This window comes from Clostridium gasigenes (genome assembly GCF_900104115.1).
GTDB classification, from domain to species: Bacteria; Bacillota; Clostridia; order Clostridiales; family Clostridiaceae; genus Clostridium; species Clostridium gasigenes.
Map to the genome: position 1 here is coordinate 14577 of NZ_FNJM01000004.1, position 24469 is coordinate 39045.

General features: G+C 30.1%; 21 protein-coding genes, 5 tRNA genes and 1 riboswitch. Of the genes, 24 read left to right on the forward strand and 2 right to left on the reverse strand.

All coding sequences use genetic code 11. The annotated features are described in order from the left end of the window. Positions 1-6 precede the first annotated feature (6 nt). The 10 genes from atpA to mreB all read left to right on the forward strand — a co-directional run bounded on the left by atpA (position 7) and on the right by mreB (position 10134). Positions 7-1512: a F0F1 ATP synthase subunit alpha gene (gene atpA, locus BLS77_RS08775; protein ID WP_089968335.1), complete on the forward strand. Its 1506-nt coding sequence runs from the start codon at positions 7-9 to the stop codon at positions 1510-1512. Between the two features lie 45 nt (positions 1513-1557). Beyond that, positions 1558-2409, forward strand: a complete 852-nt coding sequence (gene atpG / locus BLS77_RS08780; protein ID WP_089968338.1) for an ATP synthase F1 subunit gamma — start codon at positions 1558-1560, stop codon at positions 2407-2409. 15 nt (positions 2410-2424) lie between these two features. Continuing rightward, the gene (atpD, locus tag BLS77_RS08785) at positions 2425-3819 is read left to right on the forward strand and encodes a F0F1 ATP synthase subunit beta (protein ID WP_089968341.1); all 1395 of its coding nucleotides are present in this window, start codon (positions 2425-2427) and stop codon (positions 3817-3819) included. 13 nt (positions 3820-3832) lie between these two features. Then, complete coding sequence (locus BLS77_RS08790) at positions 3833-4249, forward strand: ATP synthase delta/epsilon chain alpha-helix domain-containing protein (protein WP_089968344.1); 417 nt, start codon at positions 3833-3835, stop codon at positions 4247-4249. A gap of 179 nt (positions 4250-4428) precedes the next feature. Next, positions 4429-5076: a hypothetical protein gene (locus BLS77_RS08795; protein WP_089968347.1), complete on the forward strand. Its 648-nt coding sequence runs from the start codon at positions 4429-4431 to the stop codon at positions 5074-5076. 79 nt (positions 5077-5155) lie between these two features. After that, on the forward strand, positions 5156-6415 hold the full coding sequence (murA, locus tag BLS77_RS08800) for a UDP-N-acetylglucosamine 1-carboxyvinyltransferase (protein WP_089968350.1): 1260 nt from the start codon (positions 5156-5158) through the stop codon (positions 6413-6415). Between the two features lie 314 nt (positions 6416-6729). Further along, entirely contained in the window at positions 6730-7764 is a 1035-nt protein-coding gene (gene spoIID, locus BLS77_RS08805) for a stage II sporulation protein D (RefSeq protein WP_242873965.1), read from the forward strand. Between the two features lie 162 nt (positions 7765-7926). Further along, a complete protein-coding gene (locus BLS77_RS08810) occupies positions 7927-8643 on the forward strand; it encodes a M23 family metallopeptidase (RefSeq protein ID WP_089968352.1) in 717 nt (238 codons plus the stop codon). A gap of 111 nt (positions 8644-8754) precedes the next feature. Next, a complete protein-coding gene (gene spoIIID, locus BLS77_RS08815; protein WP_089968355.1) occupies positions 8755-9006 on the forward strand; it encodes a sporulation transcriptional regulator SpoIIID in 252 nt (83 codons plus the stop codon). Positions 9007-9099: 93 nt separating this feature from the next. Next, entirely contained in the window at positions 9100-10134 is a 1035-nt protein-coding gene (gene mreB, locus BLS77_RS08820; RefSeq protein ID WP_089968358.1) for a rod shape-determining protein MreB, read from the forward strand. 93 nt (positions 10135-10227) lie between these two features. On the opposite strand, the gene yyaC is transcribed toward mreB, so the two are convergent. After that, the gene (yyaC, locus tag BLS77_RS08825) at positions 10228-10755 is read right to left on the reverse strand and encodes a spore protease YyaC (RefSeq protein WP_089968361.1); all 528 of its coding nucleotides are present in this window, start codon (positions 10753-10755) and stop codon (positions 10228-10230) included. Between the two features lie 278 nt (positions 10756-11033). Between yyaC and BLS77_RS08830 the strand changes: the two genes are divergently transcribed. The 6 genes from BLS77_RS08830 (at position 11034) to metK (ending at position 13179) form a co-directional block, all read left to right on the forward strand. Further along, positions 11034-11118, forward strand: a tRNA-Tyr gene (locus tag BLS77_RS08830). 20 nt (positions 11119-11138) lie between these two features. Further along, positions 11139-11214 (forward strand) — tRNA-Thr (locus tag BLS77_RS08835). Positions 11215-11221: 7 nt separating this feature from the next. Then, a tRNA-Tyr gene (locus tag BLS77_RS08840) sits at positions 11222-11306 on the forward strand. A 20-nt stretch (positions 11307-11326) separates the two neighbouring features. Continuing rightward, a tRNA-Thr gene (locus BLS77_RS08845) sits at positions 11327-11402 on the forward strand. Positions 11403-11491: 89 nt separating this feature from the next. Next, positions 11492-11576, forward strand: a tRNA-Tyr gene (locus BLS77_RS08850). Between the two features lie 128 nt (positions 11577-11704). After that, positions 11705-11829, forward strand: a riboswitch (SAM riboswitch). A gap of 174 nt (positions 11830-12003) precedes the next feature. Further along, positions 12004-13179: a methionine adenosyltransferase gene (gene metK / locus BLS77_RS08855; protein WP_089968364.1), complete on the forward strand. Its 1176-nt coding sequence runs from the start codon at positions 12004-12006 to the stop codon at positions 13177-13179. A 175-nt stretch (positions 13180-13354) separates the two neighbouring features. Here metK and nagA read toward each other — a convergent pair whose 3' ends face one another. After that, positions 13355-14491: an N-acetylglucosamine-6-phosphate deacetylase gene (nagA, locus tag BLS77_RS08860; protein WP_089968367.1), complete on the reverse strand. Its 1137-nt coding sequence runs from the start codon at positions 14489-14491 to the stop codon at positions 13355-13357. 113 nt (positions 14492-14604) lie between these two features. Between nagA and recD2 the strand changes: the two genes are divergently transcribed. The 8 genes from recD2 to BLS77_RS20655 all read left to right on the forward strand — a co-directional run bounded on the left by recD2 (position 14605) and on the right by BLS77_RS20655 (position 24151). Next, entirely contained in the window at positions 14605-16833 is a 2229-nt protein-coding gene (gene recD2, locus BLS77_RS08865) for an SF1B family DNA helicase RecD2 (protein WP_089968370.1), read from the forward strand. A gap of 27 nt (positions 16834-16860) precedes the next feature. Next, complete coding sequence (locus BLS77_RS08870) at positions 16861-17877, forward strand: hypothetical protein (RefSeq protein WP_167865787.1); 1017 nt, start codon at positions 16861-16863, stop codon at positions 17875-17877. Further along, positions 17850-18497 carry a ComF family protein gene (locus tag BLS77_RS08875; protein ID WP_089968376.1) on the forward strand — a complete coding sequence of 216 codons (648 nt, stop codon included), beginning with the start codon at positions 17850-17852 and terminating at the stop codon, positions 18495-18497. The genes BLS77_RS08870 and BLS77_RS08875 overlap by 28 nt, the downstream gene beginning before the upstream one ends. Positions 18498-18744: 247 nt before the next feature. Continuing rightward, entirely contained in the window at positions 18745-19284 is a 540-nt protein-coding gene (gene hpf, locus BLS77_RS08880; RefSeq protein WP_089968378.1) for a ribosome hibernation-promoting factor, HPF/YfiA family, read from the forward strand. Positions 19285-19575: 291 nt separating this feature from the next. Beyond that, positions 19576-22089: a preprotein translocase subunit SecA gene (gene secA / locus BLS77_RS08885; protein ID WP_089968379.1), complete on the forward strand. Its 2514-nt coding sequence runs from the start codon at positions 19576-19578 to the stop codon at positions 22087-22089. A gap of 146 nt (positions 22090-22235) precedes the next feature. Further along, positions 22236-23340, forward strand: a protein-coding gene (gene prfB, locus BLS77_RS08890) for a peptide chain release factor 2 (protein WP_139164833.1) whose coding sequence is annotated in 2 segments (ribosomal slippage) — positions 22236-22313 and positions 22315-23340 — 1104 coding nt in all. Because the reading frame shifts where the segments join, the coding sequence is not laid out codon by codon here. A gap of 46 nt (positions 23341-23386) precedes the next feature. Then, a complete protein-coding gene (locus BLS77_RS08895; protein WP_089968386.1) occupies positions 23387-23848 on the forward strand; it encodes an HI0074 family nucleotidyltransferase substrate-binding subunit in 462 nt (153 codons plus the stop codon). A gap of 129 nt (positions 23849-23977) precedes the next feature. Then, entirely contained in the window at positions 23978-24151 is a 174-nt protein-coding gene (locus BLS77_RS20655; protein WP_341423447.1) for a hypothetical protein, read from the forward strand. Positions 24152-24469: the final 318 nt, after the last annotated feature.

The window sequence follows — 24469 nt, forward strand, 5'->3', positions numbered from 1 at the left end:
GAAGTCATGAATATTAAGCCTGAAGAAATAACGTCTATAATTAAAAAAGAAATAGAAAGATATGAAAAACAGATTGTAACAGTAGATTCAGGAACTATTATACAAATAGGGGATGGAATTGCAAGAGTTTATGGACTAGATGACTGTATGCAAGGTGAATTATTAGAATTTCCTAACGGAGTCTACGGTATGGCTTTAAACTTAGAACAAGACAATGTTGGATGTGTTCTTTTAGGAGATGAAAATGGAATAAAAGAAGGCGATATAGTAAAAAGAACTGATAAAATCGTTGAGGTTCCAGTAGGTGAAGCATTACTTGGTAGAGTAGTTAACTCACTAGGTCAAGAAATTGATGGAAAAGGACCAATAGATTTTGCTGAATATAGACCAATAGAAGTACCAGCACCTAGCATAATAGATAGAAGTTCAGTAAATGAACCTCTTCAAACTGGTATTAAAGCTATAGATTCTATGATTCCAATAGGTAAAGGACAAAGAGAGCTTATAATAGGAGATAGACAAACTGGTAAAACTGCATTAGCAATAGATACTATATTGAACCAAAAAGGTAAAGATGTAATATGTATTTATGTTGCAATAGGCCAAAAACAATCAACAGTAGCTCATATTGTTAATACTTTAGAAGAAATGGGTTCTTTAGATTATTCTATAATAGTAGCAGGAACAGCTGCTGAAACAGCACCTTTGCAATATTTAGCACCATATGCTGGATGTAGCATGGGAGAATATTTCATGGATCAAGGAAAAGATGTATTAATTATATATGATGATCTTTCGAAACATGCAGTAGCTTATAGAACAATGTCATTATTATTAAAGAGACCACCAGGTAGAGAAGCGTATCCTGGAGATGTATTCTATATTCATTCAAGACTACTTGAGAGAGCAGCTAAGCTTTCAAAAGAAAAAGGTGGCGGATCTTTAACAGCGCTACCAATAATAGAAACATTAGCAGGTGATGTTACAGCATATATACCAACTAATGTAATTTCAATTACAGATGGACAAATATTCTTAGAATCAGGATTATTTAATTCAGGACAAAGACCAGCTGTTAATGCAGGTATATCTGTATCAAGAGTTGGAGGAAATGCTCAAATTAAAGCAATGAAGCAAGTTACAAGTACTTTAAGACTTGAACTAGCTCAATATAGAGAACTTGAAGCATTTTCACAATTTGGATCTGATTTAGACAAGGATTCAAAAAAGAGACTTGGAAAAGGTAAAAGATTATTAGAAATATTAAAACAAGATCAATATATTCCAATGTCTGTTGAAAATCAAGTAATAATTCTATATGTGGTAATTAATGATTTCTTATCAGATATCAAGGTTTCGGATATAAGAAAATTTGAAAAAGAATACTTGGAATATGTAGATACTCATCATAGAGACTTATTAAAAGAAATAGCTGTAGGAAAAATTTTAACAGATGAAATAAAAGTTAAAATAGAAGCCTGTGTTATAGAATTTAAGAAAATATTTTTATAAGATGCATAGCTTCAAAAGCTATGCACTTCTTTAGGAGGTGGAATTTTGGGAGCAGCAGGACTTATTGACATTAAAAGAAGAATAAAGTCAGTTGAAAGTACAAGAAAAATAACCAAAGCTATGGGTCTTGTAGCCACTTCTAAACTTAGAAAATCTAGGAAAGAACTTACTTCAAGCGAAGAACATTATAGTTTATGTGAAGATATAGTAAATGAATTAATGGGAGTTATACCTGAGGATTTTGATAATCCTTATTTAAAAAGTAAAGGCAAAACTTCTGATAAATTATATATTGTAATGGCATCTGATATGGGACTTTGCGGAGGCTTTAATGGAAATGTAGCAAATAATCTAAATTTATTTATTAAAGATAAAGATAGAGCAAAGGTAATAATAGTTGGGAGTAAAGGAATTTCGTACATGAATAGATACAAGTTTGATGTTGTAGGACAGTATGTAGAAATTTCAGATATTCCAACTGTAAGGGAAATTAAAGCTATATACCAAGATGCACTTTATATGTTTAAGAAAGGTGATATATGTGAGGTTAATATAGTTTATACAAAGTTTATATCACCAATGAAGCAAGAGGTTAAAATAGATAAATTATTACCAATGGATAAAACTAAAGGAAATAATGGAAACTTTTTAATAGAACCTAGTATGGATGAAGTATTAAATTCAAGTTTAGATGTATATTTTAAGAGTAGATTAAGAAGATCTATGTTACATTCAAAAGCTAGTGAACAGAGCTATAGAATGACAGCTATGAATGGAGCTACTCAAAATGCGGATGATATATTAAAGGCACTTAAAATTAAATTCAATAGAATAAGACAAAGTGCAATTACACAAGAAATATCAGAAATAGTAGGTGGAGCAGCAGCTCAAAAATAGCAAGGAGGTATTACTATGGCTAATAAAATAGGGAAGGTAGTTCAAGTTATTGGACCAGTAGTTGATATAAAATTCGATACTGATGGTTTACCAAATATCTATAATGAAATTAAAATAGATATGGGGGAAAAACAATTAGTAGTTGAAGTAGAGCAGCATATAGGTGATGATATTGTTAGAACAATATCTATGGAAGCAACAGAAGGCTTAAGAAGAGGTATGAAGGCTATTGATACAGGAAGATGTATTACAGTTCCTGTTGGCCAGCCTGTACTTGGAAGACTATTCAACGTGCTTGGAAATACTATAGATAATAAAGGTCCTGTAGAAGGGGAAGTTGAATATTATCCTATTCATAGAAAGGCACCAACTTTTAAAGAGCAATCTTTAGAACCAGAAATGTTTGAGACTGGAATTAAAGTTATAGATTTGTTAGCACCTTATCAAAAAGGTGGTAAAATAGGTTTGTTTGGAGGCGCTGGAGTCGGAAAAACTGTTTTAATTCAAGAACTTATAAATAATATAGCTAAAGAACATGGTGGATTATCTGTATTTACAGGTGTTGGAGAAAGATCAAGAGAAGGTAATGATTTATACAAGGAAATGATAGAATCAGGCGTTATAGATAAAACGGCTTTAGTGTTTGGTCAAATGAATGAATCACCAGGAGCTAGAATGAGAGTTTCTTTAACTGGTTTAACTATGGCAGAGTATTTTAGAGACAAAGGTCAAGATGTGTTATTATTTATAGATAATATATTTAGATTTACTCAAGCTGGTTCAGAAGTATCAGCGCTACTTGGAAGAACACCATCAGCAGTTGGATATCAACCAACACTAGCAACTGAAATGGGAGCACTTCAAGAAAGAATTACATCAACTAAGAATGGTTCTATAACATCGGTTCAAGCTGTATATGTTCCAGCTGATGATCTTACAGATCCAGCACCAGCAACAACGTTCTCACATCTTGATGCAACAACAGTTTTATCAAGAAGTATAGCAGAACTAGGTATATATCCGGCTGTTGATCCTCTTGAATCAGCATCAAGAATATTAGATCCTAGAATTGTTGGTAGAGAACATTATGATGTTGCGACAGAAGTTAAAAACATATTAGAAAGATATAAGGAATTACAAGATATTATTGCAATTCTGGGCGTAGATGAACTTTCAGATGAAGATAAAAAGGTAGTTGCAAGAGCAAGAAGAGTTCAAAGATTCTTATCACAACCATTTACTGTTGCAGAACAATTTATTGGAATGAAAGGTAAGTACGTTACAGTTAAAGAAACTGTAAGAGGATTTAAGGAAATATTAGAAGGTAAGTATGATGATATACCTGAATCAGCATTCTTGTTTGTAGGAAATATAGAAGAAGTAGTAGAAAAAGCTAAAACCTTAGTGTAAGGGGAGGATAGTTATGGATAAAACTTTAAAAGTAAATATAATTACCCCAGGAGCACCAACAATTACTGAAGAAATACAAGCACTACATACTAGAAGTCAAGATGGTGAAGTAGAATTTAGAGCAAATCATACACCTATAATTTTAAGTACAGTACCAACTGTAACTAAAATTATAAAATTGGATGGTAGTAATGCAATATATTTCACCTCATCAGGAATAATTATGATTAAAGATAACTTAATAAACTTTTGTTGTGATAGTGCAGAAACACCAGACAAGATTGATTTTAATAGAGCTATGCAAGCTAAAGAAAGAGCTGAGGCTAGATTAAAAGAAGATAAAAGTGAAGATATAGATGAGGACCGATTAAAACTGGCATTAGCAAGATCTATGTCTAGAATAGAAGCAGTAAATATATATAAAAGTTAAAAATGGTATAATCCTTTTGGATTATACCATTTTTTTTTATTTTAATTTAAATAAGTTTTAGTATAAATGATGACAAGCTATCACAAATTTTACATATTTTTATATATTATAATATAGCACCAGATGAATAAAATATAAAAAATGGGACAATAATTAGAATAAGAGTAGGGGGGGATTTTATGAAAAAGAAAATCTGCATAGTACCTCTGGTAATCTTTTCTTTATTGTTAATTGGAGCTAGACCATTAAAAAACTTCAATTCACCATCTTTTTTTGATTTAAACGAACAAGCCATTATAGAAAATGGTAATTTTATAGAAAATGGTGTAAAAATGAACTATTGTTCAAAAGTAGATATAGAAACAGAATACAAGAGATTATTAAAAGAATTTAAGAAGAGTGAAACTGAAAATTTACAGTTTAGCACTAATAAAATAATGTATAAAGACTCTAGTGAGGATATTAAAGTAATACTGTGGAAAGAAAATAATAAAACTATGGTAGAAATAATTGTTATTAATAAGAATAGTTCAAAGAGTTCTTTGTCATTAAAGAAGGAATTGGAAAAATTACAAAATAATAATTCTAATGAAGAAAACTATTTTGCTTTTATAAAGGGAAAGATAGAAGAAGAAAGTTATGAAAAAACAAAAGAAATGCTAATGGATAGCATCAAAAAAAATACATTAGAAGAATTAGATATCCAAAATGGTTATGTAGCTACGGCAAGGTTTAAGGATAACCAAAGAGTTAATATAGGATATATGAAATACGATTCAGGAAGACAGATAATTATTGGAACACCAATAATTTTCGTAACATACTAAGGCCCTTTCAAAAATAATAGACCAATTTGCTTAGTCTATTATTTTTTCAAGTGCCTAACAATTTATGATGGAGGATAATATGGAAAAAATAGTAATAAAAGGTGGAAAGAAACTTAAAGGTGAGGTAGATATTAGTTTAGCGAAAAATTCTGTTTTACCAATAATAGTAGCGAGTATCTTAAGTCCTAATGAAATAATAATTAAAAACACGCCAGTTTTAGAAGATGTAACTGTATTAGTTAATTTATTAAAAGATTTAAATTGTGAAGTTGATTTTTCTCATGAAACTGGAGAATTAAAACTAAATACAGCAAATTTACAACCAATAAGTTCAAATAGTGATTTAATAAGAAAAATGAGGGCCTCATTTTTAATAATGGGACCGATGCTTGCTAGGTTTGGAAGTTGTAAAATTTCATTGCCAGGAGGCTGTAATATTGGAAGTAGACCTATAGATCTTCATTTAAAAGGATTTAAACTTTTAGGTGCAGAAATAGAAATTGGGCATGGTTTTATAGAAGCGAAAGCAAAAAAATTAAAAGGAAATAGAATTTATTTAGATTTTCCATCTGTTGGAGCTACAGAAAATCTTCTTATGGCAGCTGTGTTTGCAGAAGGCACAACAATTATAGAAAATGCAGCTGAAGAGCCAGAAATTTGGGATTTAGGAAATTTTCTAAACTCAATGGGAGCTAAAATAGAAGGGGCAGGACTTGGAAGAATAACAATTGAAGGGGTTGAATCCTTAAAGGGAATAGAATATAAACCTATATACGATAGAATAGAAGCTGGAACATTTATGGTAGCAGCAGCTATAACTGATAGTATTATAACTATAAATGGAGTAAATGAGGAACACTTGAGGCCAACAATAGAAAAACTGAAAGAGTGTGGTGTTAAAATTCAGGTTAATGGTGATAGTATGATAGTAGATGGCACAGGGAAGAAAAAACCAGTAGATATTAAGACTTTACCGTATCCAGGGTTTCCAACAGATATGCAACCACAAATGATGAGCTTATTGTCTTTAATAGAAGGTTCAAGCGTAATTACAGAAACTGTTTTTGAAAATAGGTTTATGCATGTAGCTGAGCTAGTAAGAATGGGTGCTAGTATTAAAATTGATGGTAGAACGGCTATATTGGATGGAGTAAGTAATCTAACAGGATGTGAAGTTAAAGCTACTGACTTAAGGGCTGGAGCGGCTATGATACTAGCAGGGCTTGTAGCTCATGGAGAAACTGAAATAGGAGAATTATATCATATTGATAGAGGCTATACTAATATAGAAGAGAAGTTTAGAAAATTAGGTGCAGATATATATAGAGTAGATAAATAAAATGTTAGCTTAAGAATTTGAAAAAATATTAATATATTAAATAATTATTTTTTAAAATTAATTATTTAAATTAAAGAACTTGGATTAATTAACCCAAGTTCTTTAATTTTATATTGAATTAATAAAATCAATATAAATACATTGATTAGTAATATATTTAATAAATTTAAATTTATTACTTTCAAAAAAATAATAAATCAATTTATAGCCTATTATTTTTTCAAGTGCCTAAAAATATATAATGAAAAATAAAGTATATTTATCAAATTGTTACATATATTTAATCGTACAAGCTATTAAAGGAGGGCATTGCTGTGAAAAGAAATATAAATTTACCAGAGGGATTAATGTTATTACTAGGTGTTAGTATAGTGGTGATAATAGCAACTATAGCCATGCCAATGATGGCGATAAAGGCTTCGAGCAAAGAAAATCCTAAACCGAAAATTGAAGATGGAGTAATTTCAAAAAATACATCTGTGCAATTAGATGGAGAATCTACAGTTAAAGTTTTCATAACTGCAGAGAATAAAGTTGAAGAAGTAGATTTAGAAGAATATATAATAAGTGTAGTTTCAAGTGAGATGCCTGCAAATTTTGAAACAGAGGCCCTTAAAGCACAAGCAATAGCTGCGAGAACCTATCTTGCTACTAAAAAGGTTAAACCTTGTGAAAAGGCATCTGGTGGGGAGATATGTGATTCGATTCATTGTCAGGTTTATATGAATAAGGAAAGTAGAATTGAAAAATGGGCAGGTTCCGACGGTAAAGGTAATTGGGAAAAAATCAAAGAAGCAGTTGATGCAACGAAAGGTAAGGTTTTGAGTTATAATGGGGAGTTAGTAATGTATCCACAGTTTTTTTCAACAAGCTCAGGAAAAACAGAAAAAGCTATTGATGTATTCTCAAATGATTTACCATATTTAGTTTCAGCAGAAAGTAGTGGAGAAGAAATTGCGCCTAAATTTGAAACAGATTTAAGTATTAACATTGATGAATTCATTAATATTATTAATACAAAATATAATAAGGCTGGACTTACAAGGGAAAATATTAAGAGTAATATCGAAATTATAAGTAGAAGTGAATCAGGTGGAGTTAAGGAGATAAGGATTGGAACTGAAAAAATAAAAGGAACAGATTTTAGAATGTTATTAAAGTTGAATTCGACTAATTTTAAATTTGAAATAACTGAAAGTGAAGTTAAATTTAGCTGTAAGGGCTATGGCCATGGTGTAGGTATGAGCCAATGGGGTGCGAATGTAATGGCAAAAGAGGGACAGAAATATGATTATATACTAAAACATTATTACACAGGAGTAGATATTGTAGATTTAGAGTTTAAATAAATATATTTTATATTTGAAACGCCGTTTAGATAATGGCGTTTTTTATTTGTATATAAAATTACTAACTTTCGACATGAGATGTAGAAATTTGGTGTAAATAAATAATAGATAAACTGTATTATTTTAAAACAAAAGGCAAGAATACAAAAAGGAGGTGTTGATATGGACAACAAGAAAAAAGATAAGGTAAAAGACTTTTTTAGAAAGGAAGGTTTTTATGTAGCTCTATTCTTTTGCTTATGTATAGTTGCTACAGTGGCAGCTGTAACTATGAAGAGCAATAAAAAAGTAGAGCAAGCGAAAAAGCCTGCACAGGAATTTTCTTTAAATGTTGATAACAATGATGTTTCAACAGAAAAGCAAAATGCTGAAAGGGTTAAAAGTGAAACTGAAACTGAAAGGGTAGCTGATGCAACAACAGCAGAAGATGTTAATGTTGCAGCAGGAACAACTACAGAAGTCAAGTTTACAAACCCTGTTGAAGGAACTATAGCTAGAGAATTTTCATATCCTAAACCAAAGGAAATGAAAGATGGTTCGTTTAGAAACATAAAAGGGATAGACATAGAAACTAAGGTTGGAACACCGGTAAAATCATCAGCTGAAGGTGTTGTTGAAGTTATTACAAATGATGTTGAAGAAGGCTCATTTATAATAATAACTCATGCTAATGGGATAAAAACTAAATATGCTAATTTAGAGAAAGCAATTTTAGTTAAAAAAGGCGACAAAGTAACTTCTGAAACAGTTATTGGTAAGGTTGGAGATAGCTCTAAGATATTTAGCAATAAAGATTTTGGTGAACATATAAATATTCAAGTGCTAAATTCAAAGGATGAACAAATGGATCCAACTAAATATTTTAACTATAAAGCATAGTTAAAAAATAAAAAATTCATCAGTCATTTTCTTATGAAAATGACTGGTGTTAAGAATTTAAAGGTTTAATGCCGCATATTAATAATTATAGCGAAGTAAGGAGGTAGCATTTTGAAGGACTATATTGAAGAACGGGTACTTGAAGTAGCACAATACATCATTGATTCAAAAGCTACAATAAGAAAAACAGCAAAGGTGTTTGGGGTAAGCAAAAGTACAATACACAAGGACATGACAGAAAGATTGCCAAAGATTAATCCGGTAATAGCGGAAGAAACTCATACTATTTTAGAAATAAATAAGGCAGAAAGACATATTAGAGGTGGAACAGCCACTAAATTAAAGTATAAAGCTATTGATTGATTACCACATTCCATATATAATATTTAATAGAAGTTAATTATGTAAAACTTTATAATATTATAAAAAATAGTGGGGAAATAGGAGTGAAAAGGAATGTGGTTTTGGAAAAGTGGGACTGATTTGGGAATTGATTTAGGAACAGCAACCGTATTAGTATATGCTAAAGGAAAAGGTGTGATATTAAAAGAACCGTCGGTAGTTGCTATAAACAAGAATAATAATAAAGTACTTGCGGTTGGGGAAGAAGCAAGGAAAATGATAGGTAGAACGCCTGGAAACATAGTTGCAGTTCGTCCTTTAAGAGATGGAGTTATATCTGATTATGATATAACAGAAAAAATGCTTAACGCTTTTATAAAAAAAGCCTGTGGTAAAGGTAAAATTACAACTCCAAATGTAATGGTATGTGTACCTTCACAAGCTACAGAAGTAGAGAAGAGAGCTGTTATGGATGCAGCAAGGAATTCTGGGGCTAAAAGGGTTCATCTTATAGAAGAGCCACTAGCTGCAGCAATAGGTGCTGGTCTTGATATAACCAAGCCTAATGGATCTATGGTAGTAGACATTGGTGGAGGAACTACGGACATAGCAGTAATATCATTAGGTGGTGTAGTAGTTAGAGATTCGATTAAGGTAGCTGGTGATAAATTTGATGAAGCTATAATAAAATATATAAGAACTAAATATAAAATAATGATAGGTGAAAAGACGGCCGAAGATTTAAAAATATCAGTTGGATCTGCATTTAAAGGATCAAGAAATTTGTTAACAACAATGAAAGGTAGAAATCTAGTAACAGGATTACCAGATAAATTAGAAATAAGAACAGAAGAAATTAGAGAAGCTATTTTAGAATCTGTAACATTAATAGTTGATAGTGTAAAGTCTGTATTAGAAAAAACGCCACCAGAATTGGCAGCAGATATTATTGAAAAAGGTATTTTGATGACTGGTGGAGGAGCCTTATTAGATGGATTAGATAAGCTTATTGAGTTAGAAACAGGAGTACAAGTAACAGTCGCTAGTAATTCGGTAGAAGCAGTTGTAGAAGGAACTGGACAAGTGCTGGGATATCTAGATAAATTAGATTCATTCTTACTAGGACAAGAAATAACTCTAATAGACTAAATTACATAATAAAAAGTTTTCTATGTTTTATAATAGAAAACTTTTTTATTTTTTATATTAAATTAAGCCGTATTTTATTTATAAGAAAGAATATTAGTCGTCTAAAAATAAATTATAAGCATGGGTTAAACCGTGAGTAATAACTTTAGACATTTCCATTACTAAATATAAACGTATACTTCTAGATGTAAAAAAATCAGAACTATCGCTAGAATCAATAATACCTATAATAGAAATAGTTCCAACATCAGGTAGAGACTTACCAACACCTTTTCCTGGGTGAATTGGATAGTCCCTGGTGTGGATTTCACCTATTGATTTAGTATCTCCGAGGCAGGCATCAATACCTATGATAGATGCATTAGGATGAATTTTTTTTATTTCGTTAATACGATTATCTATATTTAATGCATGTATTGGTGATTCAATGGTACCGTAAACAGGTAGCGGAAAAAAACTTTCTTTTAAAAAGGTGCCAACTAATGGACCTAGACAGTCACCAATACATTTATCAGTTCCAATACAAACTATTACTGTATTCTCGGAAATATAATCTTTAACAAAGACAGCAATATCAGAGTAAGCTAAAGATGATTTATAATTAATTTTTCGTTTAACCAAGTGCCACACCTCCTATGCATAATGTATATGTTCGTTATACACATATTATAATTAATATGTGTAAAAAAAGAAAAGTGTGACAATTGTTTTATAAGTAGAAGCGTAGAAGAATGATATTGGTAATAAATAGAGGGATTACTTAGCTAGATAGAGGTGTTTAACTATAATCAAGTTATAAGGGTAATTATGGACTTGAAATATATTAGAAATGATTATATACTAGTCATTGTCAGCGGAGAGTTTGTAAAAACAAATCCAAGGCAGTGAAAGTTAAATATGGAGAATTTCCCGAGTGGCCAAAGGGAGCAGACTGTAAATCTGTTGCGTATCGCTTCGGTGGTTCAAATCCACCATTCTCCACCACTTTTTAACTTTTTTAACATGCTAGTGTAGCTCAGTTGGTAGAGCAGCTGATTTGTAATCAGCAGGTCGTAGGTTCGAGTCCTATTACTAGCTCCATAAAATTGGAGAATTTCCCGAGTGGCCAAAGGGAGCAGACTGTAAATCTGTTGCGTATCGCTTCGGTGGTTCAAATCCACCATTCTCCACCACTTTTTAACTTTTTTAACATGCTAGTGTAGCTCAGTTGGTAGAGCAGCTGATTTGTAATCAGCAGGTCGTAGGTTCGAGTCCTATTACTAGCTCCAAATCCGGAGAATTTCCCGAGTGGCCAAAGGGAGCAGACTGTAAATCTGTTGCGTATCGCTTCGGTGGTTCAAATCCAGAGAGCGAATCCGGAGAATTTCCCGAGTGGCCAAAGGGAGCAGACTGTAAATCTGTTGCGTATCGCTTCGGTGGTTCAAATCCACCATTCTCCACCAAAAAAGCAAGAGTTTATCTCTTGCTTTTTTTATTTTTTAAAAGTTTTCTAAATATTATAAGGATATTTTTAATATTGACTAACAAAAACAAAAGTGATATAATCATCGCATATAAAATTTAATATTGATTCTTATCAAGAGAGGTGGAGGGAATGGGCCCTGTGAAACCCGGCAACCTACTAATATAATTAATTTATACAATTGATTATTAAAGCGTGGTGCCAATTCCTGCAGAGATTCTGCAAGATAAGAAAGAGTTTATAATTATGAGCGTCTTCTTATGGAAGAGGTTTTTTTATTGTCCAAATTCAAAAAGACATATAATAAAAAATAGACTATTACTAATCTTGTAGTTTTTTAAATATTCCCAAAGTAATAAATGTAGCTGATATAGAATTAATATAAACAATAAGAGAGGAGAAATAAGATGAAAAGATTATTTACATCAGAATCAGTAACAGAAGGACATCCGGATAAAATGTGTGATCAAATTTCAGATGCTGTATTGGATAGTATATTAGCACAAGATCCAAATGCTAGAGTTGCCTGTGAAACCGCAGTAACAACAGGAATGGTATTAGTAATGGGAGAAATATCAACTAACTGTTATGTTGATATTCCAAAGATAGTTAGACAAACGGTAAAAGAAATAGGCTATGACAGAGCTAAATATGGGTTTGATGCTGAAACATGTTCAGTTTTAACTTCAATAGATGAGCAATCATCTGATATAGCAATGGGAGTAGATGAAGCCTTTGAATCAAGAGCTGGTGAAAAGGATAATGTTGAAGCAGTAGGGGCTGGAGATCAAGGAATGATGTTTGGTTATGCAACTAACGAATCCGAAGAATATATGCCACTACCGATAGCTATGGCTCATAGATTATCAAGAAGATTATCAGAAGTAAGAAAGAATGGTACGTTAGATTACCTTAGACCAGATGGTAAAACACAAGTAACTGTTGAATATGATGATAATAAGGTTGTTAGAATAGATACAATAGTAATATCAACACAACATGGTCCAGAAGTGTCTCAAGAACAAATTAAGAAGGATTTAATGGAATATGTAATAAGAGCAGTTGTGCCTGCTGATTTATTAGATGAAGCTACTAAATATTATATAAACCCAACAGGTAGATTTGTTATTGGTGGACCTCAAGGAGATTCAGGTTTAACAGGAAGAAAGATAATTGTTGATACTTATGGTGGATATGGAAGACACGGCGGTGGTGCTTTCTCAGGAAAAGATCCAACTAAGGTTGATAGATCAGCAGCATATGCAGCTAGATGGGTTGCTAAGAACTTAGTAGCAGCAGGAGTTGCAGATAAGCTAGAAATACAATTAGCTTATGCCATAGGAGTTGCTAAACCAGTTTCAATAGGTATTGAAACATTTGGTACAGGTAAGAAAACAGAAGAAGAAATAGTAGCTATAGTTGAAAAATCATTCGACTTAAGACCGGGAGCTATAATAAGAGATTTAGACTTAAGAAGACCATTATATAAGCAAACAGCAGCATATGGTCATTTTGGAAGATTAGATTTAAACCTTCCATGGGAACAACTTAATAAAGTTGAAGAAATTAAGAAGTATATCTAAATTTATTTGGAGAAGCTTAAGAAAAGGTCCATTAGCGAAAGCTAGTGGACCTTTTTGTGAGTTATATCTTATTTAATAGAATAACTGTGGATTAAATAAGACACTTTCAAAAAAAATAATACACCAATTTGATAGTCTATTATTACTTCAAATCCCTTATATAGAATTATTAATATTAAGCGGTATGAACAATTTTACCGTTAATGATTACAGTTTTAACATCAATATTTTCATCGAATAAAACTAAATCTGCATCATAACCTTCTTTAATAAGACCTTTTTTATCATCTACTCTGCAGTGTTTTGCACCATTGAATGTTGCCATTTTAACAATTTCGAAAAGAGGTAAATCTGTGTTCTTATTAACATTATCAATAGCCTTATCTAAAGTTAAGATTGAACCGGCTAATGAACCATTAGTAAGCCTTGCAGCTCCATTAGAAACTATAACATCTTGCCCACCTAATGAATACATACCATCTGGCATGCAACAAGCCATCATAGAATCAGTTACAAGTAAAACTTTATCTGTAGTTTTTTGTTTATAAGCAATTCGAAGTGATGGGTATGAAATATGAATACCGTCGCTAATAGTTTCAGTGGTAATTTCACTATCGAATATAGCACCAACAACACCAGCTTCTCTATGAGCAAAAGGTGTCATAGCGTTAAATAAATGAGTTGAGTGAGAACAACCACATTTTATACCTTCCATGGCTTCTTCATAAGTGGCCTTTGTATGACCAATTGAACAAACAACTCCTCTAGAGGTTAATTCTTTAATTAATTCTTTAGCACCACAAACCTCAGGAGCAACAGTTATAGATATTACTGCATCTTCACAATCACCTACCATTTTCATATATGTATTAATATCAGGTTTTTGTAAATAATTAGGGTTTTGAGCTCCGATAGCAGAAGGACTTATGAAAGGACCTTCTAAGTGAGCTCCTAAAACTATAGCGCCATCAGTTCCATTAAGCTTAGCTTCTTTTATAACTTCCATAGATTTTTTTATAGCATCTATAGATACAGTCATAGTAGTTGGAGTAAAAGCGGTTGTTCCATTTTTAACTATAGATTTAGATATTTCATTTATAGCTAAAAATGTTCCATCCATAGTATCGTGACCTGCAGCACCATGAATATGAACGTTTATAAATCCAGGTGAAAGGTAAAGACCTTTCCCATCGATAATCTCAGTAGAGATTTCATTAGTGGGGTTAATTTCTTTTATTTTTCCATCTTCAATTAAAACAGAACCTTTTTCAATTTTATCTAAGTAAATAACATTACAGTTTTTTATTAACATAATACACCTCCGAAATTATTTCATCTAAATGAATTTTAAATTTTCTTCTATGTTATAATTATATAATAAAAAGTTAAAGATTAAAATATCAATATAAGATTTGGAGAGATAATATGGAAGTTCTGAGTGGATTAGTAGAATCTATACTATTTAAAAGCGATGATACTGGATATGTAGTTGCTAAAGTAGAAATTAATAAAGAAATAATAGCTATAGTTGGTATATTACCGTTTTTAAAAGAGAGCCAACATGTAAAGTTAAAAGGTCAATGGATGCTTCATAAGCAATTTGGAAGACAGTTTAAAGTGGAAGAGTGCGAAGAAGTTCTTCCAGATTCAATAGAAGGAATAGTTAAATATTTAAGTACTGGAGTTGTACATGGTATAGGACCTGTTACTGCTAAAAAAATAGTAGCAGCATTTGGAGATAAAACTCTAGATATTATGGATAATCATATAGAGAGGTTAAAAGAAATAGAGGGCATAGGAGAAAAGAAATTTGAAATAATATATGAATCTTATATAGAACAAAAAGATTTAAAAGATATAATGATTCATTTTCAAGGACATGGAATGACACCAAATCAATGTATAAAAATATATAAAAAATTTGGACCAATGTCAAAAGATATAGTTTCTGAGAATCCATATATTTTAAGTGATGAAATATCAGGAATAGGTTTTATGACCGCTGATAAAATAGCTAAAAATATAGGGATTGAAAGTACTTCAGATTTTAGAATACAAAGTGGAATTAAATATGTATTAAATCAATTTTCCTTAGCAGGAAACACATATATGCCAAAGGATGAATTGATTAAGGAAGTTGTTAATGTTTTAGACGTAACAAAAGAACTTATAGAAGAGAACATATATAATGCAACTTTAGAAAATAAAATTAAAATAGAAAAAATAAATGATGTGGAAGCTGTATTTTCATTACCATATTATTATTGCGAACTTGGCGTAACTAATAAAATTATTACACTAAGTATAGAAAACTTTAGAACTATTAATACAGATGTAGAGTTTGAAGTTGAACAATTTGAAAAAGATAATAATATAGAATTTGCAGAAGCTCAAAGAGAAGCTATAATTGGGGCTTTTGATAATGGAATTGAAATAATAACTGGTGGACCTGGAACAGGTAAAACAACAATAATAAAATCTATAATTGAAATTTATGAAAAAAATAATATGAAGGTTTTACTTGCAGCACCAACAGGTAGAGCTGCAAAGCGAATGGCAGAATCAACGGGAAGAGAAGCTAAGACAATACATAGACTTTTAGAAGTAGGAACAAGTGATGATGATAAATCATTCTTTGGAAAAGGGGAGAGCTCTCCACTAGAAGGAGATGTAATAATTATAGATGAGGCATCTATGATAGATATAATGCTTATGCAAAGCTTGCTTAAAGCAATTCAACTAGGTACAAGAGTTATTATAGTTGGTGATGTAGATCAGTTGCCATCTGTAGGACCTGGAAATGTACTAAAAGACCTAATTGAAAGTGATTTTATAAAAGTTGTTAGGTTAAATGCTGTTTTTAGACAAGGGAAAGAAAGTATGATTGTAACAAATGCTCATAAGATAAATAATGGAGAAATGCCTTGTTTAAATAAAAAAGATGGAGATTTCTTTTTTGATCACAAAGAAGATAATGATGAAATACTAGATACAATAATAGATTTAATAAATAGAAGGTTACCTAAATTTAATCCAAGTTTAGATAAGTTAAAAGATATTCAAATATTAACACCTATGAGAAAAGGAATACTTGGAGTTCAAAACCTTAATAATAAGCTTCAAGAGAGTTTAAATCCTCCATCATCAAGTAAAAAAGAAAAAGAAATAAAGGAAATTGTTTTTAGAGAAGGCGATAAGGTTATGCAAACTAAAAATAATTATCAAATTGAGTGGTTTAGAATTAATGGCTATGGTGATAATGAAGGTAAGGGCGTATTTAATGGAGATATGGGATTTATCCAAAGTATAAATGAAAATGATAAAAATGTAATAGTAATTTTTGATGATGAAAAAAAAGTAATTTATGATTATATATCTTTAGATGAATTAGATTTAGCATACGCAATAACAATTCATAAAAGTCAAGGAAGTGAATTTAAAGTAGTGATTACCCCAGCATTTATGGGTTCACCATTTTTAATGAATAGAAATTTACTTTATACAGGAATAACAAGAGCTAAAGAATTAGTTGTAGTTGTAGGGAAGCCAAAAGCACTAAAGTATATGGTTGATAATACAAATAGCAGTGAGAGATATTCATCTCTTAAAGATAGAATATTAGAAATAACAGCAGGAGATAATTTAAGCGAATAAGGAATTGTAGAATAAATAACTATAAATATGAGGGATAAGAATATGCTTAATTACAAAGAGTTTAATAATTGTGTTACTAAAATAAATCAATGGTATAGAAAGCAGTCGAAAGTGCTTACAGTAACCACAAGCCCTTACAACACTACTTTAATATATTCTAGTATAATTAGTGAAGTTATAAGTCAAAATGGTAAAATACTTTATATATGGGGAGAAGAATTGGGAAATAGGGAGCTTATTAATAATATAAAACTTAAAAATAATAAAGTTACCTATAAATTTTTAAAAAGTGGAGAAGCTGATTTAGATATAACATTTACTAGTTTTAAAAATATAATTAATATTAGAGGATATTATGATTTATGTATAATTGATGATATAAGTATGTTTTCTTTAATGAGCAAAGAAAACATTATAGAACTTGTAGAAGGGATGTATTTATACAATAAAAGGATTATCATATACTCGGTAGAAAAAGTAGTAGCTATTGGAGAGAGACTAGACCTTTCATCTGTAGTTGCTAAGAGGCCATTTGTAGAACCAAGAATTATAAAAACAAGAATAAATCTTGAAGAAGATATACCATATGCTTTGTATGAATATTTAAAATGGTTTAGAGATAATAAAAGACGGGTTACTATATATGTACCAACTTTAGATAAAGTTAAGAAAATATATGACTATTATAATGAAATGCTTAAAGTAGAAAATGTAAAGCTTGTTGCTTTTACAAGAGGTGAATCAACAAGAGAATTAGAAAAGGTTATGAATATTAAAGATAGATCAGTATTTATAATAACTAATTATTATGGTCATTACTTGCATAATATAAATAATTTAGACATAGTAATGTTATTTTCTGATAATAGGTTTTATTCTTATAAAAAAATATTATATTTATGCGCAGAAGCAGGAAAGGATAATGAGAAATCTGGAGAAGTTTTAATGGTATCAAGAGATGTGTCTAGTGATATGGAAATATCTAAAACAATATCTAGAGATTTCAATAAGAAGATATGGGAAAAGGGATTATTACGTTATTAAAAAATATATTAAATGGAATATTAGATATAATATTTCCTCCAGAAGAAACTTGTATTTCATGTTTTGAAGAAGGCTATGTTGGGTTGTGTCCAAGATGTTTTAAAAAGATTAAACGACTAAGAAGTGAAAGTAATGTTTTTTCATACGGGTACTATGTAGGACCACTAAAGGCTTTAATATTATCATTTAAATATAAAGAAAATTACTTAGCTGGAAGAATTTTAAGTGAATTTTTATGCCAAATAATAGAAGATAATAATTTAAAGTGCGATATTATTGTGTATGTACCTTTATCAAAAAAATCCATGAAAAAAAGGGGATTTAATCAATGTGAGATATTAGCTAAAAAAGTAGCTGATAGATATAATATTCCTATTTCAAAATCCTTAGTTAAAGTAAGAGAAACAAAAGAACAAAAAACATTATCTAGAGAAGATAGAAAGAAAAATATTATTGATGCATTTGATATTATAAAGAAGATCGATATAGTAGATAAAAGTGTTATTCTAATAGATGATGTAACAACTACAGGGGTTACGGCTTTAGAATGTGAAAAAATATTAAAAAAATATGGAGCTAAAACAATAAATATAGTGACTGTTGCTCAAAGTTTTATATAAGTTATAGCCTTTAAATTCCATAAAATATTATAAGTTTTAATTAGTATTTTTTAGTGTGAATTAATAAAAAACAAAGCTATTAAGAGGGTTATAGAGAAAAATGCACGAAATATTCAGAAAATTAACAAAATTACATTTGTATATTTAAATAAAAGGTAGTAGAATATAAACAAGAAAAGAAAACATATCAAAAATTTGAAATCTCCTAATCAAAGATTAGAGCGAAAAGGAAGGGGTTGACCTTATTATGAGAATATCAATAATAGGAAAAAATATCGAATTAACACCGGCGTTAAAGGAAATGGTAGAAAAAAAGATTTCAAAATTAGATAAGTATTTTGAACCGCATGTAGAAGCAAGAGCTAAACTTACAGTTCAAAAAAACAGACACATATTTGAAGTTACAATACCCTTTAATGGAGTTATCCTAAGAGGAGAAGAAGCTACTGATGATATGTACAAATCTATTGATATAGTTGAAGAAAAGTTAGAAAGACAAATTAGAAAACAAAAAACTAAACTAGCAAGACGAAGTATGGAATCACTTAAATTCCCATATATTGATGAAGTAGCTGTTGGAGACGATGACGCTAATGAGAAGGAGCCAAGCATTGTAAGAATGAAAAAATTCTGTGCGAATGCAATGTCATCAGAAGAGGCTATTTTACAAATGGAGTTACTTGGACACAGTTTCTTTATATATGAAGATATCGATGAAGCTAGTATTTGTGTTATATATAAAAGAAAAGATGGAAATTATGGTTTGTTAGAACCTCAATATAGTTAAGGTATTTGAAATAATAAAATCAAAAAGAAGTCTCTATTTACAGAGACTTCTTTTTGATTTGAAGAAGATTAATATATTGTAATTTAATATTAAATTTTAATTTGGATGTAATTGATTCATATTATCTTATAAAAATTAAAAAAATATTAGGATAATTACAAAAATTTACTTATTTAAAGTTAATATTATGTTATTTTGTTGAATTAATAAGGCTATGAATGGTATAATTTATAAATATAAAGAAGTAATAATAAAAAAATAAAATATAGATATGATTGGAAGGAATTAAATATGGGATTTTTAGATAAAGTATTTGGGACTTATAGTGAAAGAGAAGTAAAGAGACTTTTAACAGTAGTAAAAGAAATTGAAGATTTAGATGAAAGTATGCAAAAACTTTCAGATGAAGATTTAAAAGGAAAAACAATAGAGTTTAAAGAAAGAATATCCAAGGGTGAATCTTTAGACCATATTCTCCCTGAAGCCTTTGCAGTATGTAGAGAAGCTTCAATGAGAGTTCTTGGAATGAAACATTATAGAGAACAATTAATTGGTGGAATGGTATTACACCAAGGAAGAATAGCAGAAATGAAAACTGGTGAAGGTAAGACATTAGTTGCAACGCTACCAATATATTTAAATGGTCTTTCAGGAAATGGAGCTCATATTATAACAGTAAATGACTATCTTGCAAAAAGAGATAAGGAATGGATGGGAAAATTATATGAATTCTTAGGGTTAACAACAGGTGTTATTGTTCATGGTGTTACTCAAGAAGAGAGAAGAGCTGCATATGCCGCTGATATAACTTATGGAACCAATAATGAATATGGATTTGATTATTTAAGAGATAACATGGTTATATTTAAAGAAGAAAAAGTTCAAAGAGGCTTAAATTTTGCAGTTGTAGATGAAGTAGATTCTATTCTTGTTGATGAAGCTAGAACACCACTTATAATTTCAGGTGCTGGAGATAAATCAACTAAGTTCTATAATGTAGCAGATAATTTTGTTAAACAATTGGTAGCAGATAAACACTTTACAATAGATGAAAAAGCAAGTGCTGTAATGTTAACTGATGAAGGTATTGAAAAAGCAGAAAAAACTTTTGGAATAGAAAACTATGCTGATGCTGAAAATTTAGAGTTACAACATTATATAACTCAAGGATTAAAAGCTAACTATAGCATGAGAATAGATAAAGACTATATGGTTAAAGATGGTCAAGTAATTATAGTTGATGAATTTACAGGAAGACTTATGGAAGGTAGAAGATATTCAGACGGTCTTCATCAAGCTATAGAAGCTAAAGAAGCCGTTAAAATAGAAAGAGAATCAAAAACTCTAGCTACAATAACTTTCCAAAACTACTTTAGAATGTACAAAAAATTATCAGGAATGACAGGTACTGCATTAACAGAAGAAAATGAATTTAGAGAAATATATAATTTAGATGTTATTGTGATTCCAACTCATAGAGAAGTAGCAAGATTAGATAATCTAGATTTAGTTTATAGAAATCAAAATGGTAAATACAATGCAATAGTTGAAGAAATAATAAAGTCTAATAACATTGGTCAACCAGTTTTAGTTGGTACAGTAAGCATAGAAAAGTCAGAATACGTATCTGCTCTTTTAAAGAAGAGAGATGTAAAACATAGAGTGCTTAATGCTAAATATCATGAACAAGAAGCTGAAATAGTTAGCACAGCAGGAGAATTCGGAATGGTTACAATAGCTACTAATATGGCTGGTAGAGGAACTGATATTAAGCTTGGTGAAGGTGTTATAGAAGTAGGTGGACTTAAGATAATAGGTACAGAAAGACATGAAGCAAGAAGAATAGATAATCAATTAAGAGGTAGAGCTGGTCGTCAAGGAGATCCTGGTGAATCAATATTCTTTATTTCACTTGAAGATGATTTAATGAGAATATTCGCATCAGAAAGATTAGAAGGTGTTATGGAAAAATTAAAACTTGAGGAAGATGTAGCTCTTGATCATAAAATATTAACTAAGACTATTGAGAATGCTCAAAAGAAAGTAGAAGGAAATAACTTCGAAATAAGAAAAACACTTATTGGTTATGATGATGTTATGAATATGCAAAGAGAAATTATATACAGACAAAGAGGCGAAGTTCTTGAAGGTCAAAATATGAAAGAACAAATCGAATCAATGATAAGCGAATTAGTTACAGAGTCTGTTAATGCTCATTTAATAGGAGAAGAGGATAATTATGAAGTAGAAATAAGTAAGTTAATTAAATACTTAGAAGATATATGTTTACCTCATGGGAGTATTACAGTAGAAAATATAGTGGACTTATCAATTGAAGAAACAATAGAGAAGTTATTATCAGTTAGTATGGATGCTTATAGAGGTAAAGAATTAGAATTTGGTGAAGAACGATTAAGAGAGATAGAAAGAGTTATTCTATTACGAGTTGTTGACCAAAAGTGGATGTCTCATATAGATAGTATGGATCATTTAAAACAAGGTATAGGGCTTAGAGCTTACAGACAAGTAGATCCAGTTCAAGCTTACCAAATGGAAGGTAGCTCAATGTTTGAAGAAATGATAGAAGGAATTAAGGCAGAAACAGTTAAATTCTTATTCCATGTTCAAGCAGAGAAACCTGTTGAAAGAGAAAGAGTAGCTGAAGAAGTTACAGCAACTCATGGAGAAGAGGATAAAAGTTTAAAGAAAGAACCTGCTAAAAATGATAATAAGGTAGGAAGAAATGAAGTTTGCCCATGTGGAAGTGGGAAGAAGTATAAAAATTGTTGTGGAAGAGAAGCATAAGATATTTTTATAGCTAATAAAAAAGAGTGCCTTAGGGCACTCTTTTATATATAATAGAGTTATAAATATTAAAGTATCTGAATGGCAATAATACAGACATGCAGAATTTAGGAATCACCAAATAAATAAGAATAGGACGTGATTAAATGATAATTAAATTAGAAGCAGAGCTTTTAAAGCTTAATGATATAAAAAATAGTATAAAAGAAATGGGGGCTTCACTTTGACAAGGGAAGATTAGAAAATGAAATTGAAGAGTTAGAAATGAAAATGCAAGAAAAAGGATTTTGGGATGATATAAAAAGAGCAGAAGAGATAACGAAAGAATCGAAAAGTCTTAAAGATAAACTAGAAAAACAAGAATCACTAGAATTAAGAGTTGAAGATATAGATGTTTTAGCAGAATTAATGGAAGAAGATGATGAAACTTCAGCTGAAGAAATTATTACAGAAATAAAAGCTATTGAAAAGGAAGTAGAAGAATATAGAATACAAACATTATTATCAGGAGAATATGATAAAAATAATGTTATTTTAACTCTTCATACAGGAGTTGGTGGTAGTGATGCTAACGACTGGACAGAGATGTTACTTAGAATGTACACAAGATGGTGTGAAAAAAAAGGCTTTAAAGTTGAAACTGTTGATATATTAGCTGGAGATGAAGCGGGTATAAAAAGTGTAACTCTTAAAGTTAAAGGTGAGTATGCTTATGGGTATCTTAAAGCAGAAAAAGGAATACATAGATTAGTTAGAATATCACCTTTTAATGCAAATGGGAAAAGACAAACTTCATTTGCATCACTTGAAGTACTACCGGAGTTAACTAAAAATCAAGATATAGAAATTAGACCAGAGGATTTAAAAATAGACACATTTAGAGCTAGTGGAGCTGGTGGGCAGCATGTAAATAAAACAGAATCAGCAATTAGAATAACTCATATAAAAACAGGAATAGTTGTGCAATGTCAAAATGAAAGAAGCCAATATTCAAATAAAGATACAGCTATGGAAATGCTTAAATCAAAGCTTATAGAATTAAAAGATAGAGCACATAAAGAAAAAATAGAAGATTTAACTGGAGAGCTTAAAGATATGGGTTGGGGAAGTCAAATACGTTCATATGTATTCCATCCATATAATTTAGTTAAAGACCATAGAACAAACGAAGAAACAGGAAACTTAGGAGCAGTTATGAATGGTGATATAGATAATTTTATAATAGCTTATTTAAATTTAGAAAATCAATAAAGAGATTGGATATAATTATATATATAAATTAGAGGGGACAAATGTTATGGATAATGCAAATGGAATATTAGATAAATATAATGAATCAATAAAGTTAACTTATAATTATACTTTTAGAATGTTAACTCATTTAAAGAATATTAGAGATAATTTTAAACAAATTGATAGTCCAGATGAAATAACAACAGAGGTATATAGAGATTCAATAATTAAAAAGTATGAAACTTTAGAAGATTTATCTTGGAAGTTATTATCTAAAATTTTCAAAGCGTCAGGATTAGATATTAACAATCCTAGAGGTTGTTATAAACAAGCATATAAGGAAGGATTAATACATGATATAGATATTTGGAATGAAATATTGTTATCTAGGAATTCTACAGCTCATGTTTATGATGAGAAAGATTATGATGAGAAAGATTATGAAGATATTAAAAATAGAATAATTGAAGTATATATATATGCCATAGAAGAATTATTAAAAAACATTTCGTATAAGGTGATGTGATAGCTATGTATGGAATAAATGAAAAGGTATATAGGAGCTTAATTAGATACTTTGAAAATAATAATAAAATAAAAAAAAGTAGTTATTTTTGGTTCAAGGGCAAAAGGAACAGAAAATGCAAATTCAGATATAGATCTTTGTATTAAGTGTTTAGAAAATTATAGAGTTACCGTAGTTGATGAAGTTAATGATGTAATAGGAATTTACTCTTGTGATATAGTTTTTATAGGTTCTTTAAATAAAGAAATAGAAAATCAAATTAAGAGAGATGGAATAATTATATATGAAAAAGAGATAGTATAAAATTTTATGCTATCTCTTTTTCTTATAAAAATATAGTTGAGAATTATTTAAAGAAGCGTGGCGTATGTATTTTCGAATATATAAATATTTATTTTTCAATAGAGTTAATATTCTTAGGTTAAATAGTAAAATAATCCAAATAAAGCATTAACAAATATCACTAAATAGGTTATAATTAGTATATTGATTGGGAAATATTGGTTTTGTGAATTTTAGGCATCATCCAATAAATAATAGACCAGTATTCTTGTTATTTTACAATGCATTAGAAAATTATTTAAAAGAGTGGGAGGCTCATAAGTTAGAAAAAATTGGGTA